This is a genomic window from Brochothrix sp. (genome assembly GCF_017549435.1).
In the GTDB taxonomy this organism is placed as follows: domain Bacteria; phylum Bacillota; class Bacilli; order Lactobacillales; family Listeriaceae; genus Brochothrix; species Brochothrix thermosphacta.
Map to the genome: position 1 here is coordinate 19,690 of NZ_JAFYUW010000069.1, position 13,535 is coordinate 33,224.

General features: G+C 40.0%; 11 protein-coding genes and 2 pseudogenes. 11 read left to right on the forward strand and 2 right to left on the reverse strand.

Annotated features, from left to right (window positions below; translation table 11 throughout):
- Positions 1 to 164 precede the first annotated feature (164 nt).
- From pyrR to IKV95_RS04765, 11 genes and pseudogenes are all read left to right on the forward strand, one after another.
- On the forward strand, positions 165 to 719 hold the full coding sequence (pyrR, locus tag IKV95_RS04715; protein ID WP_029092453.1) for a bifunctional pyr operon transcriptional regulator/uracil phosphoribosyltransferase PyrR: 555 nt from the start codon (positions 165 to 167) through the stop codon (positions 717 to 719).
- A gap of 137 nt (positions 720 to 856) precedes the next feature.
- On the forward strand, positions 857 to 2,131 hold the full coding sequence (locus tag IKV95_RS04720) for a uracil-xanthine permease family protein (RefSeq protein WP_069119402.1): 1,275 nt from the start codon (positions 857 to 859) through the stop codon (positions 2,129 to 2,131).
- Positions 2,132 to 2,145: 14 nt separating this feature from the next.
- A complete protein-coding gene (locus tag IKV95_RS04725; protein ID WP_029092451.1) occupies positions 2,146 to 3,039 on the forward strand; it encodes an aspartate carbamoyltransferase catalytic subunit in 894 nt (297 codons plus the stop codon).
- A 1-nt stretch (position 3,040) separates the two neighbouring features.
- Positions 3,041 to 4,327 carry a dihydroorotase gene (locus IKV95_RS04730; RefSeq protein ID WP_029092450.1) on the forward strand — a complete coding sequence of 429 codons (1,287 nt, stop codon included), beginning with the start codon at positions 3,041 to 3,043 and terminating at the stop codon, positions 4,325 to 4,327.
- Between the two features lie 14 nt (positions 4,328 to 4,341).
- Positions 4,342 to 5,433, forward strand: coding sequence for a glutamine-hydrolyzing carbamoyl-phosphate synthase small subunit (gene carA, locus IKV95_RS04735; RefSeq protein ID WP_029092449.1), 1,092 nt, complete (start codon positions 4,342 to 4,344; stop codon positions 5,431 to 5,433).
- Positions 5,426 to 8,602 (forward strand): carbamoyl-phosphate synthase large subunit, encoded by a 3,177-nt coding sequence (gene carB, locus IKV95_RS04740; protein WP_069134584.1) that lies wholly within the window; start codon positions 5,426 to 5,428, stop codon positions 8,600 to 8,602. Before carA ends, carB begins: the two co-directional genes overlap by 8 nt.
- A 280-nt stretch (positions 8,603 to 8,882) precedes the next feature.
- A pseudogene (locus IKV95_RS04745) lies at positions 8,883 to 9,650 on the forward strand (dihydroorotate dehydrogenase electron transfer subunit); the annotation flags it as partial.
- Positions 9,647 to 10,573 carry a dihydroorotate dehydrogenase gene (locus IKV95_RS04750; RefSeq protein ID WP_029092446.1) on the forward strand — a complete coding sequence of 309 codons (927 nt, stop codon included), beginning with the start codon at positions 9,647 to 9,649 and terminating at the stop codon, positions 10,571 to 10,573. The pseudogene IKV95_RS04745 and the gene IKV95_RS04750, both read left to right, overlap by 4 nt.
- A complete protein-coding gene (pyrF, locus tag IKV95_RS04755) occupies positions 10,566 to 11,282 on the forward strand; it encodes an orotidine-5'-phosphate decarboxylase (RefSeq protein WP_029092445.1) in 717 nt (238 codons plus the stop codon). The genes IKV95_RS04750 and pyrF overlap by 8 nt, the downstream gene beginning before the upstream one ends.
- Positions 11,269 to 11,898, forward strand: coding sequence for an orotate phosphoribosyltransferase (pyrE, locus tag IKV95_RS04760; protein WP_029092444.1), 630 nt, complete (start codon positions 11,269 to 11,271; stop codon positions 11,896 to 11,898). Before pyrF ends, pyrE begins: the two co-directional genes overlap by 14 nt.
- 93 nt (positions 11,899 to 11,991) lie before the next feature.
- Positions 11,992 to 12,341 (forward strand): annotated as a pseudogene (locus IKV95_RS04765) (DUF2200 domain-containing protein).
- Positions 12,342 to 12,447: 106 nt separating this feature from the next.
- On the opposite strand, the gene IKV95_RS04770 reads toward IKV95_RS04765, so the two are convergent.
- Entirely contained in the window at positions 12,448 to 12,774 is a 327-nt protein-coding gene (locus IKV95_RS04770; RefSeq protein ID WP_069125641.1) for a YxeA family protein, read from the reverse strand.
- A gap of 13 nt (positions 12,775 to 12,787) precedes the next feature.
- Positions 12,788 to 13,396: an ATP-binding cassette domain-containing protein gene (locus IKV95_RS04775; RefSeq protein WP_287451451.1), complete on the reverse strand. Its 609-nt coding sequence runs from the start codon at positions 13,394 to 13,396 to the stop codon at positions 12,788 to 12,790.
- Between the last annotated feature and the right edge of the window lie 139 nt (positions 13,397 to 13,535).

Sequence of the window (13,535 nt, forward strand, 5' to 3'; positions counted from 1 at the left end):
TTAAATAACCTTTAAATTAGTCCAGAGAGGCTAAGAAGGCATTGAATCGGATACAGAGAGTGTATGTTCTCTGTAAAGCAGTGGCATGGTCACTGTTAAACGCTTATGCCCTCGGTATAAGCGTTTTTTTTCGTGCAAGGTTAAACAATAAACGAGGTGAAAAAATGACAACAACTGTAGAGATTATGGATCAACAAGCGATGCATCGAGCGTTAACACGACTAACTTATGAAGTGATTGAAAAGAACAAAGGGATTGAAAATGTCGTGTTGATTGGTATCAAAACACGTGGTGTGTTTTTAGCACAACGCTTTGCTAAACGCCTTAAAGAAATTGAAGGCATTGAAGTTGAAGTGGGCGACATTGATATCACATTATATCGTGATGATGTTCACCATGTATCATCGTTAGAAATTGAGCCATCATATAACGGTCATGATATTCCATTTTCAATTGATGGAAAAACAGTCGTTTTAGTTGATGATGTCCTCTTTACTGGACGTACAGTTCGTTCAGCGATGGATGCGATTATGGATGTAGGTCGTCCGGCACAAATTCAACTTGCGGTACTTGTTGATCGAGGTCATCGTGAACTACCCATTCGAGCTGATTATGTAGGAAAGAACATTCCGACAGCTCAAAGCGAAAGTGTACACGTTCACCTGTTAGAACATGATAAATTAGAACAAGATGAAGTATTAATCGATAAAACAGAATAACAACTCTTTTAAATTAGTCCAGAGAGGCTGATAAGGAGTTCCCAATAGTGATGGCGCTTTTGTGCCGTCTGCTATGCCGAACTCTTATGACCTCTCATAAGAGTTATTTTTTTGCAAAAAAAGGAGAAGATAAATATATGTCAGTTAAAAAAGCAGTTTTAGATATTCATGAAAAGCCAACAATACCACAATGGTTGATTCTTAGTATACAGCACTTATTCGCAATGTTTGGTTCAACAGTTTTAGTCCCACGTTTGGTCGGAATGGACCCAGGAGTAGCACTTGTATCAAGTGGTTTAGGGTCACTTGCTTACATCCTCATCACACGCGGTAAGATACCTGCGTATCTTGGCTCATCGTTTACGTTTATTGCATCATTACAACTTATCGGGGCACAATTTGGACCGGGTGGAATAATGATGGGAACTTTATCAGTCGGAATCGTCTACGCGATTGTTTCACTCATTGTCTATAAATATGGCATTGGCTGGATGAACACTGTTCTACCACCCATCGTAGTTGGACCTGTCATTATGGTTATTGGGTTAAGCCTAGCGCCTACAGCTGCTGGAATGGCAATGAACACTTCAGGAGGCTTGGAAAATTATAGCGTACAAAGTTTAATCGTAGCAGCAGTGACGTTAGCAGTGACAATCTTCACAATGATGTTTTTCAAAGGAATTCTTAGCCTGATCCCGATTCTCGTCGGAATAGTCGCAGGCTATATCGTCAGCATATTTGCAGGCATGGTTGATTTTTCACAAGTAACGAGCGCCTCACTTTTCTCAGTACCCAACTTCTCAATACCATTCATCACGGATACACCAGTAGTTAATGCTAGCGTGATTCTCCTAATGGCACCTTTAGCCTTTGTCACGATGGCCGAACATATGGGACATCAATTTGTCCTCAATAAAATCACGAACCGTAATTTCTTTGAAGATCCAGGCTTACACAAATCATTGCTTGGGGACGGAACAGCTTCAATCATTGCTTCGTTAATCGGTGGACCACCAGTAACATCTTATGGTGAAAATTTAGGTGTACTAGCAATCACACGCGTTTACAGCATTTACGTTATCGCAGGGGCAGGGTTCTTCGCAGTACTGTTTGGCTTTATCGGTTATGTCAGTGCCTTCATTAACTCGATTCCAGCCGCAGTATTAGGCGGTGTATCATTCTTACTATTCGGTGTTATCGCAGCAAATGGTATGAAAATTTTAATCGACAACCAAGTGGACTTTGATGACAATCGTAACTTAGTTATTGCATCAGTTATCCTCGTTATCGGAATCGGTGGTGTTATGCTTAGCTTCGGCGGTTCAGGCATGAAGCTTGAAGGGATGTCTTTAGCAGCAATCATCGGTATCATCATTAACCTTGTCATTCCAAAAACTAAAAAAGAAGCCTAAAGGAGGTCATCCGGTTGAAAAATTTTGTAGCTATTGAAGAGTTAGACTTAACGGAGGTACATCAACTACTCGATCGGGCAACCGCCTTTAAACAAGGCGAAACTGCCACACCAACACCTGTATTTGTTGCTAACCTGTTCTTTGAGAGTTCGACACGAACGCATTTGAGTTTTGAAGTAGCTGAAAGACGAATGGGCATGCAAGTTATCCCATTTGATGCCTCTCAATCAAGCATTAATAAAGGCGAAAGCTTATACGATACGCTATTAACTTTAGAAGCAATCGGTGTTGAAGTGGCGGTGATTCGCCATACAGAAAATAATTATTATGAAGATTTAATACCACGTTTAAATATGAGTATTATTAACGGCGGTGACGGCAGTGGTCATCATCCATCACAATCATTGCTCGATTTACTCACCATCCGTGAAACATTTGGTGAGATTAGAGGATTAAACATCTTAATTTCAGGCGACTTGTTACACAGTCGTGTGGCACGCTCAAATGCACATATTCTACATCAAATGGGTGCAAACCTTTACTTCTCAGGACCAACAAAGTGGTACGATGAGTCTTTTAACCGCTACGGTCGTCATTGTGAAATTGACGCTGTTTTACCACAAATGGATGTGGTGATGCTACTGCGTGTGCAACATGAACGCCATGCTGCTGAAACATCGTTAACAAAAGACAAATACCATGATACTTATGGTTTAACGATTGCAAGAGCAAAACAATTGAAAACAACCGCAATTATCATGCATCCAAGTCCAGTTAATCGTGGCGTTGAGATCGCAGATGAGTTAGTAGAAAGTTCACATTCACGAATTGTAGAACAGATGGCAAATGGTGTTTATGCAAGAATGGCAATTTTGGAAGCAATTACAAATCAGAAAAGGGGCAACTAAAATGACAGTAATCGCAAATGGTTTTATCATTAACGAATTTAACGAACCGACACGGTGTAATATCCGCTTAGAGGAAGAAAAAATAGTTGAAATAGGTAGTGATGTTAAACCGCTACCAGGTGAAAAAGTCATTGATGCAACTGATTTGATTGTAACAGCAGGTTTTATCGATGTGCATGTACATTTAAGAGAACCCGGTTTTGAGCAAAAAGAAACAATCGCATCAGGCACGCTAGCAGCAGCACACGGAGGGTTCACAACAATTTGCGCCATGCCAAACACAAATCCAGTACCTGATTCAGCAGCCAATATGCAAGCTCTGAATAAGCGGATTAAAGCGGATGCGAAAATTCGAGTGTTGCCTTATGGTGCCATTACGAAACAGTTAAAAGCAGATGCAACAGTAGAAGAACTTGTTGATTTTGATGAAGTAGGTGCCAATGGGGCATTTGCTTTCAGCGATGACGGTGTTGGGGTTCAAACAGCAGGTACAATGTATAAGGCAATGGCTGAAGCGGCTCGCTTAAACAAAGCAATCGTCGCTCACTGTGAAGATAATTCCTTAATATTAGGAGGTTCAATGCATGACGGGAGACGAAGTGAACAACTAGGTGTTAAAGGGATTCCTAGTGTTTGTGAGTCGGTTCAAATTGCTCGTGATGTCTTGTTAGCCGAAGCAACAGGTGCGCATTATCATGTGTGTCATGTTTCAACTGTTGAATCCGTTCGTGTCATTCGTGATGCAAAAGCAGCAGGCATTCATGTGACATGTGAAGTATGCCCACACCATTTAATCAGTGATGAAAATGATATTACAGGTGATACAGGGAACTGGAAAATGAACCCACCACTACGTGCAACCCGAGATCGTCAAGCCTTGATTGCTGGTTTAATGGATGGCACCATCGACTGTATTTCAACAGACCATGCACCGCATTGTGAACATGAAAAATGTGGGAAAATGGCTGACTCAGCCTTCGGAATTGTCGGTAGTGAAACAGCGTTCGCGCAGTTATACACGCACTTTGTTAAGACTAAAATATTCACGTTAAAACAATTGTTAGACTGGATGAGTAGTGATGTGGCACGTACCTTTAACTTACCTTATGGCAAGTTAGAAGTGGGTGCATCAGCAGATATTGTCCTCATTGACTTAGATAAAGAAAAAACAATCACGACAGATGACTTTTTATCGCAAGGTAAAAATACACCCTACACAGGACAGACTTGTAGCGGTTGGCCAGTACACACTATCTATGCAGGACAAACTGTATGGATGGAAGACTAAGGGGGACGACAGAGATGAAAAATCGTATGCTAGTTTTAGAGGATGGAACGGTTTTAAAAGGCCGTGCATTCGGTAGTGAAAAAGATGCTTTTGGTGAAGTGGTTTTTAATACAGGGATGACAGGGTATCAAGAAACAATTACTGACCCCTCATATTCAGGTCAAATTATTACATTTACATACCCGTTGATTGGTAACTATGGTATTAACCGCGATGATTTTGAATCAATCGAGCCTGTCGTAAAAGGCGTTATTGTGAAAGAAGCTGCGGAGTTTGCTTCAAACTGGCGTCAACAAGAAACACTTGATACATTCTTAAAAGCAAAAGGTATCCCTGGTATTAGTGGGATTGATACGCGTTTCTTAACGCGATTAATTCGTGAACACGGGACATTAAAAGGTGTTATTGCAAACAGTGACCAATCTGTTGAAGAAATGGTGAATCGTGCCAAGGCATCAAAACTCCCAACTGACCAAATCCGTCAGGTATCGCCGTCTAAAGCTTATCCAAGTCCAGGCAGTGGTCGTCGCGTAGTGTTGATTGATTTTGGAATGAAACACAGTATTTTACGCGAATTAAACAGTCGTTTGTGTGATGTGATCGTTATGCCTTATGATACAACGGCAGAACAAATCCGTTTGTTACACCCTGATGGTGTGATGTTATCAAATGGACCAGGTAACCCAACAGATGTACCTGAAGCATTGGAAATGATCAGAGGCATTCAAGGGGATATCCCGATATTTGGAATCTGTTTAGGGCATCAATTAATCGCCTTAGCAAATGGCGCAACAACATACAAAATGAAATTTGGGCACCGCGGTGCTAACCACCCTGTTAAAGACGTTGAAACAGGCCGCGTTGATTTCACTTCACAAAACCACGGTTTTGCAGTTGATGAGGAATCATTAGTAGGAACAGACTTAGTTGTCACTCACCGTGAGCTTAACGACGGTACGAATGAAGGACTTAAACATAAAACAGCACCGGTATTTTCGGTACAGTATCATCCAGAATCAGCACCAGGACCAAGTGATGCGAATTACTTATTTGACCGTTTCATGCAATTGATGGATTCAGCTAAAGGGGGAAATGACAATGCCTAAACGTACAGACATTAATAAAATATTAGTAATCGGTTCAGGACCAATCATCATCGGCCAAGCCGCAGAATTCGATTATGCAGGCACACAAGCTTGTCTTGCTTTAAAAGAAGAAGGCTATAGCGTTGTGTTAATTAACTCAAATCCAGCTACAATTATGACGGATAAAGAGATTGCCGATAAAGTATATATTGAACCCATCTCGCTAGAATTTGTTTCACGTATTATTCGTAAAGAGCGCCCGGATGCTATCTTGCCAACATTAGGTGGACAAACAGGTCTAAACATGGCAATGAGCTTACACGAATCAGGTATTTTAGAAGAATGTAATGTTGAAGTTTTAGGTACTAAACTAGATGCCATTCAAAAAGCAGAGGATCGTGAAGAGTTCCGTACCTTAATGAATGATTTGAACGAACCCGTTCCAGATAGTGAAATTGTCCACACAATTGAAGAAGCTGTAACGTTTGTTGAACAAATCGGCTTCCCAGTTATTGTGCGACCAGCCTATACGCTCGGAGGAACTGGTGGTGGTATTTGTCACAATCAAAAAGATCTCCTTGAAATTGTTGAAGGGGGGTTAAAACTGAGCCCAGTGACACAATGCCTCATCGAACGTTCGATTGCTGGTTACAAAGAAATTGAATATGAAGTAATGCGTGACTCTAAAGATGATGCCATTGTTGTATGTAACATGGAAAATATTGATCCTGTTGGAGTACATACAGGTGACTCGATTGTTGTAGCACCAAGCCAAACATTATCTGACCGTGAGTATCAAATGTTGCGTGATGCATCATTAAAAATCATTCGTGCTTTAGGCATTGAAGGCGGTTGTAATGTACAACTAGCACTCGACCCAGACAGTTACAATTACTTCATCATCGAAGTTAACCCACGTGTGAGTCGTTCATCAGCATTAGCTTCAAAAGCAACTGGTTATCCGATCGCGAAACTTGCAGCAAAAATTGCAATTGGTTTAACTTTAGATGAGATGAAAAATCCTGTAACAGGAACAACTTATGCCGCATTTGAGCCGACTTTGGATTATGTTGTATCAAAATTACCGCGCTTCCCATTTGATAAATTTGAATCAGCTAACCGTGAATTAGGTACACAGATGAAAGCAACGGGAGAAGTAATGGCAATCGGTCGTACGTTTGAAGAATCAATGATGAAAGCTGTACGTTCAATGGAAAATGGTACCACATACTTGCATACCGATGATGCTGAGAAAGCCGATACAGCAACACTCGAAAAACACATTCGTGTCGCAAACGATAACCGTTTGTACTATCTAACTGAGGCAATGCGTCGAGGTTATACCATTGAAAAACTACATGAAATGACGAAAATAGACCTGTTTTTCCTTTATAAATTTAATAAGATCGTCGCTTTCGAAAAAGAATTAGCAGCTAATATTGGCGATGTTGAGACATTAGAAGAAGCTAAAAATCTTGGTTTTGGTGATGAACAAATCGCTGGAATTTGGGGCTGGGAAGAAGTTGCAGTTTATGAATTACGTCGTGAGAACAAATTGATGCCCGTCTACAAAATGGTAGATACATGTGCTGCGGAGTTTGAATCAAGCACACCTTACTTCTACAGTGCTTATGAACATGAAAATGAATCAGTCAAAACAGAAAAAGAATCTGTCATTGTACTAGGATCAGGTCCAATCCGTATCGGTCAAGGTGTTGAGTTTGACTATGCAACTGTTCATTCAGTATGGGCAATTCAACAAGCAGGATATGAAGCCATTATTATCAACAGTAACCCTGAAACAGTATCAACTGACTTTAGTATTTCTGATAAGTTATACTTTGAACCCCTTACAATTGAAGATGTCATGCACATTATTGATTTAGAGAATCCAAAAGGTGTTGTAGTTCAATTTGGTGGTCAAACAGCGATTAACTTAGCAGCAGGATTGGAAGCACGCGGTGTAACAATTATTGGGACATCACTAGATGATATCGACCGTGCAGAAAATCGTGACCGCTTTGAACAAGCATTAAATGAGCTTAAAATCCCAATGCCTAAAGGCCGTACAGCCACATCAGTTGAAGATGCGATTACAATTGCCGAAGATATTGGTTATCCAGTCCTTGTACGTCCATCGTATGTATTAGGTGGCCGCGCAATGGAAATTGTCGAATCACAAGCTGAACTTAAACACTATATGACAAACGCAGTTAAAGTAAATCCCAAACACCCCGTTTTAATTGACCGTTACTTGGTCGGGGAAGAAGTAGAAGTTGATGCCATTTGTGACGGGACAGACGTTCTCATCCCAGGGATTATGGAACACATCGAGCGTGCAGGCGTCCATTCAGGTGACTCAATTGCGGTCTACCCACCGCAACGATTAGCGCAAAAACATAAAGATACAATCATCGACTACACCATTCGTTTAGCACATGGTTTAGGTATTCGAGGAATGATGAACATTCAATATGTTATCTCGAAAGATGAAGTGTTTGTTATCGAGGTTAACCCGCGTGCAAGTCGTACAGCGCCATTCTTAAGCAAAATTACTGATATTCCGATGGCGAATGTGGCAACAAAAGTTATTTTAGGACAATCACTACAAAGCCAAGGTTATAAAACGGGCTTAGCACCAGAGAAGCCAAATGTGTTTGTGAAATTACCCGTCTTCTCATTTGCCAAGTTACGTTCAGTCGATACATCATTAGGACCTGAAATGAAATCAACAGGTGAAGTAATGGGTAAAGATACAACACTAGAAAAAGCACTCTATAAAGGCTTTGCTGCCTCAGGACTAAAAATGGAAGAACACGGCACCGTCTTAGTTACAGTAAATGACCGCGATAAAGAAGAAGCCGCTGAATTAGTCAAACGCTTCTCAGCAATTGGATATGGCATTGTAGCAACGAAAGGAACAGCCGATTTCTTACGCGATATGAACATCACCGTTAAAGAAGTTAACAAAATTGGTGAAGACGGCGAAACATTGATAGACTGGATCCGCGGAGGTAAAGTACAAGCCGTAATTAACACATTAACACGCGGTAAAGAACCACAACGTGATGGTTTCCAAATCCGTCGTGAATCAGTTGAAAATGGTGTGCCAATCTTTACATCATTCGACACAGCAAGCGCAATCCTACAAGTTATGGAATCACGCTCATTCTCAGTCGCTGAAATGTAATAAAAGTGATAAACACCGTTCAGATTAGAGAATAAAAGTGAAAAACACCGTTCAGCACCAAACAAATTGGAGAAAAGAGACAAAGGCGTTTGATGCCTGCGGCGCTTTATGAAATTTGAAAGGTGTTGGTGTTTAGAACTAGAGAAAAAATAAAAGTGAAAAACACCGTTTAACAGAAATGAAATAGTGATATAACACAGTGGTAGATATAGAAAAAGTGACCCGAACTGCCAGAACACAAGGTAATTCGGGTCATTCATGAGATAAAAGAAGGGGTGTAAAAATGAGAATTGAACAGATGACAGTCAAATATCAAGAAGAAATTGCAGAGCGTGTCTATGAATTGATTCTTGAAGGTGAAATGGTCGCGGAAATGATGGCAGGTCAATTCATCAACATTAAACCGACACGAAAGGATTTAATGTTACGCCGTCCAATTAGCCTCGCAAAAATTGATCAAGACAAGCAAGAGTGTACGATTATTTATCGTGTGGATGGTGATGGGACCCAGACTTTTGCTGATGCAACAGTCGGTGATGTGCTTGATGTCATCGGACCGTTAGGAAAAGGTTTCCCAGTTGATGAAACACTAGCGGGTGAAACAGCCATGTTAATCGGAGGCGGAATTGGTGTACCTCCGCTTTATGAAGTTGCCCGCCAACTAAAAGCAGCTGGTGCGAATGTTGTGACTGTCTTAGGTTTTAATTCAAAAGAAGCCGTTTTTTATGAGGCGGAATTTGCTGCGCTCGGTGATGTTCATATTGCGACAGCAGATGGTAGTCACGGAACACACGGATTTGTGACGACTATTATGGATACCTTACCAGAAGCGGATACGTACTACTCATGTGGACCTACTCCCATGTTGCGTGCTCTGAATGAACGACTCATTGATAAACGCGCCTTCATCTCGTTAGAAGAACGAATGGCTTGTGGAATTGGTGCTTGTTATGCGTGTGTGTGTCATCCAACAACAGGGGAAGAAACAGCCTCTAAAAAAATCTGTGTTGACGGTCCCGTCTTTCGCACAGGGGAGGTGCAAGTATGAGCCAATTAGAAGTGACACTACCCGGTTTAAATTTGAAAAATCCGATTATGCCAGCATCCGGCTGTTTCGGATTTGGGCGTGAGTATGCTCAATTTTACGATTTAAATAAGCTAGGAGCCATTATGATCAAGGCAACAACCCCAGAACCGCGTTATGGTAATCCAACACCCCGGATTGCTGAAACGCCAAGTGGGATGCTCAATGCCATTGGTTTACAAAACCCCGGCTTACAAAAAGTTTTAACAGAAGAATTGCCCTGGTTAGCAAGTGTTTGCGACACACCGATTATTGCCAATGTTGCCGGTTCAACAGAACAAGATTACATCACTGTGTGTGAAGCTATTTCGAAAGCACCTAATGTGAAAGCGATTGAATTGAATGTAAGTTGTCCAAATGTTAAACATGGCGGTATCGCTTTTGGTACAGATCCAGAAGTTGCCTACCGTCTAACAAAAGCGGTTAAAGAAGTGTCTGATGTCCCCATATACGTTAAAATGTCACCGAATGTCACTGATATTATTCCGATTGCAAAAGCAATGGAAGAAGGAGGCGCTGATGGGTTAACACTGATTAATACGTTGTTAGGCATGCGTTTGGATTTGAAAACGCGCCGTCCCGTCATTGCGAATCAAACAGGAGGTTTAAGTGGGCCTGCCATTAAACCCGTAGCTATTCGTATGATCAAGCAAGTTAGTGCAGTTGTCGATATACCCATTATTGGAATGGGTGGGATCATGACAGTTGATGATGTACTCGAGTTTATGATGGCAGGTGCATCAGCAGTTGCAGTGGGCACTGAAAACTTTACGAATCCGTTTATTTGTCCAGAACTTGCAGAACAATTACCCGCAGCACTTGCAAAATATAATATTAGTTCAGTGGCGCAATTAATCGCTGAAGTTAAGGAGGCACGTCATGTCTAAACCAATCATCGCCTTGGATTTTTCCAGTAAGGCAGACACACTCGCATTTTTACAACCGTTTCAAACAGAAAAATTAGCCGTTAAAGTAGGAATGGAATTATTTTACGCTGAAGGTGCCAGTTTACTTGAAGCGATAAAAGCAGATGGCCATGAAATTTTCTTGGATTTAAAATTACATGATATTCCGAATACTGTACAACGAGCAATGGCTAATTTAGCACGCTTAGGTGTGGACATGGTCAACGTGCATGCAGCAGGAGGTCAACGGATGATGGCAGCTGCAAAAGAAGGTTTAATTCAAGGATCTACCGCGGGGCATGTGCCACAATTAATTGCCGTCACACAACTTACATCAACATCTGAAGAAGAAATGTGGTCAGACCAATTAATTAAAGTGCCATTATTGGAATCAGTCACACATTATGCTAAAACGACTTTTGCCGCAGGTTTAGATGGTGTTGTTTGTTCAGCACATGAAGCAAAAGCAATCGGTGAAGCAACAGCCGCTAATTTTTTGCGCGTAACACCAGGTATTCGCCCATTATCTGCAACAGTAGGTGATCAACGACGTATTATGACACCTGCACAAGCACGAGCAAATGGTTCAACACATATTGTGGTCGGTCGTCCGATTACACAAGCTGATGATGCTGTCGCAGCATATCATGCAATCTTATCAGAATGGAGTGTTAACAATGACAATCGCTAAACAAACAGCCAAACATTTATTAGAAATAGAAGCCGTTTTTCTTAAACCGGAGGAGCCGTTTACATGGGCATCTGGCATTAAATCACCTATTTATTGTGATAACCGTATGACACTAGGATTCCCGAATGTTCGACGCGCAATCGCAAAAGGTTTAGCCGCTGAAATTAAAGCAAACTATCCTGATGTGGATGTCATTGCAGGGACTGCAACTGCAGGTATCCCTCATGCCGCGTTTATTGCGGAAGAATTAGATTTGCCAATGATTTATGTTCGTTCTGAACCTAAAAAACATGGTAAAGGGAAACAAATTGAAGGTCCCCTTGCGCCAGGTAAAAAAGTTGTAATGATTGAAGATTTAATTTCAACAGCAGGCTCATGTTTGAAAGCTGCTAAAGCGGTTGAAGAGGCAGGCTCTGAAGTCATTGCAATCGCCGCAATTTTCACTTACGAGCTGGCAGCTGCCCAACGTAATTTAGAGGCTGCTAACATTCCATTACTGACGTTAACAAACTACTCAACATTGCTAGAAGTTGCGGCAGAAGATGGTTATGTGAAGGAAGCTGAGTTAGAAACATTACGTGAATGGAATAAAGATCCTGAGAACTGGAATAAATAATCCATTAAAACTAAGAAAAGATAAACTTTAATTAAATTGAAGTTTATCTTTTTTTGTTATAATAAAATTATTGGATAAAGGAGGGATTCAGAATTGGAAAATCATCGTATCTATACAACAAGTTTTGCAAGTGTTTACCCGTTATACATCAAAAAGGCAGAACGTAAACAACGAACAAAAGAAGAAGTAGACAAAATTATTTTCTGGCTAACAGGATATGATACAACCAGTTTAAACCAACAATTGGAAGATGCTGTTGATTTTAAGCAATTTTTGCTGAGGCGCCGCAAATGAATCCAAAAACGGATTTAATTAAAGGGGTTGTTTGTGGCATTCGCGTAGAGGAAATTGAACAACCTTTGATGCAACAAATTCGTTATTTAGATAAGTTAATTGATGAATTAGCAAAAGGTAAAAAAATGGATAAAATTTTAAGAAACTAATTAAAGCAAGAGTTTAAATTTTTTGTTTTAAATTGGAAAGATAGTATCAAATAAAAAGAGTGTCAGAATACTATTCTGACACTCTTTTTCAATTGCTAGAAACCTATTAATGAGTGATATCTTTTCTGATGGTTTCTGGTATTTTTTCTGCGGTAATATAATCAACATGCTTAACAAAATTACGTTTGTGTTTTACTTTCACATAAACACCCTCAGGATCATAACCACCAAAGTCCACAATAACGGTGTTCTTTTTGTTATCAATCAGTGTTATTCCTTTGTATATTTGAGTACCTGTTGGGACTTTGGCATAACTGGTTGTTTCTTTTACAAAGGGATTAAAGCGATTGACAGCAGCAATATCTTTAGTCGAATACGAAAATATTAAAATTAATACCGCCAACGCAATAATTAGGAAAAATATTTTTTTCATAATAAACCTCTTTCTATAAAGTGATTGTACGATCACACATAGCAGAAACAGTTTGATCGTGAGTAACGACAACAATCGTTTTACCAGCTTTTTTAAATTTAATAAGTTGAGACATCACGAATTCTTTATTAATAGCATCTAGTGAGCCAGTGGGTTCATCTGCAAGGATAATAGTGTGTGGTTTTAACATGATTCTTGCTAGAGCAATCCGCTGTTGTTCACCACCACTTAATGTAAAGACTTTTTGTTTTCTTTTATTGTATAAATTAAATTCAATCAAGACAGCTTTAATTGCTTCATTTTTATTTTTTTCTTGTGAGAATTTCATAGCAATCATCAAATTAGCTTCAACGGTTATCTGGTCAATTAAGCCATAATTTTGGAACAGGAGAGCAATATCATATCTGAGTTTGAGAATGTTTGATATGTTTTTATTGTCATTAATTGTGACAGTACCGCTATCACATGCTTCAATACCAGCAATCATATTTAATAAAGTTGTTTTCCCTGAACCACTGGGCCCCATTATTGCTACCATTTCATTTTCTAAGATGTGTTCACTGAAATCAGAAACGACACTATTTCCTTGGAATTTTTTCGAAATATTAGTTATTCTAATCATTATTACTCTCCTTTCATTACCTTATTAATACTATTTTTTTCAAACACTATAACAAAAAATAGTGTGATAATAAATGTAATCATTAAAGCAGCTGCTATAAAGATAAGCGTTCTACTATTAAGAGTAATCATTAAAGAGA

Bases quoted from the DNA above. Each gene is read 5' to 3' on its own strand.
- pyrR (WP_029092453.1), top strand. From the start codon at position 165: ATGACAACAACTGTAGAGATTATGGATCAACAAGCGATGCATCGAGCG.
- IKV95_RS04720 (WP_069119402.1), top strand. From the start codon at position 857: ATGTCAGTTAAAAAAGCAGTTTTAGATATTCATGAAAAGCCAACAATA.
- IKV95_RS04730 (WP_029092450.1), top strand. From the start codon at position 3,041: ATGACAGTAATCGCAAATGGTTTTATCATTAACGAATTTAACGAACCG.
- carA (WP_029092449.1), top strand. From the start codon at position 4,342: ATGAAAAATCGTATGCTAGTTTTAGAGGATGGAACGGTTTTAAAAGGC.
- carB (WP_069134584.1), top strand. From the start codon at position 5,426: ATGCCTAAACGTACAGACATTAATAAAATATTAGTAATCGGTTCAGGA.
- IKV95_RS04750 (WP_029092446.1), top strand. From the start codon at position 9,647: ATGAGCCAATTAGAAGTGACACTACCCGGTTTAAATTTGAAAAATCCG.
- pyrF (WP_029092445.1), top strand. From the start codon at position 10,566: ATGTCTAAACCAATCATCGCCTTGGATTTTTCCAGTAAGGCAGACACA.
- pyrE (WP_029092444.1), top strand. From the start codon at position 11,269: ATGACAATCGCTAAACAAACAGCCAAACATTTATTAGAAATAGAAGCC.
- IKV95_RS04770 (WP_069125641.1), bottom strand. From the start codon at position 12,774: ATGAAAAAAATATTTTTCCTAATTATTGCGTTGGCGGTATTAATTTTA.
- IKV95_RS04775 (WP_287451451.1), bottom strand. From the start codon at position 13,396: ATGATTAGAATAACTAATATTTCGAAAAAATTCCAAGGAAATAGTGTC.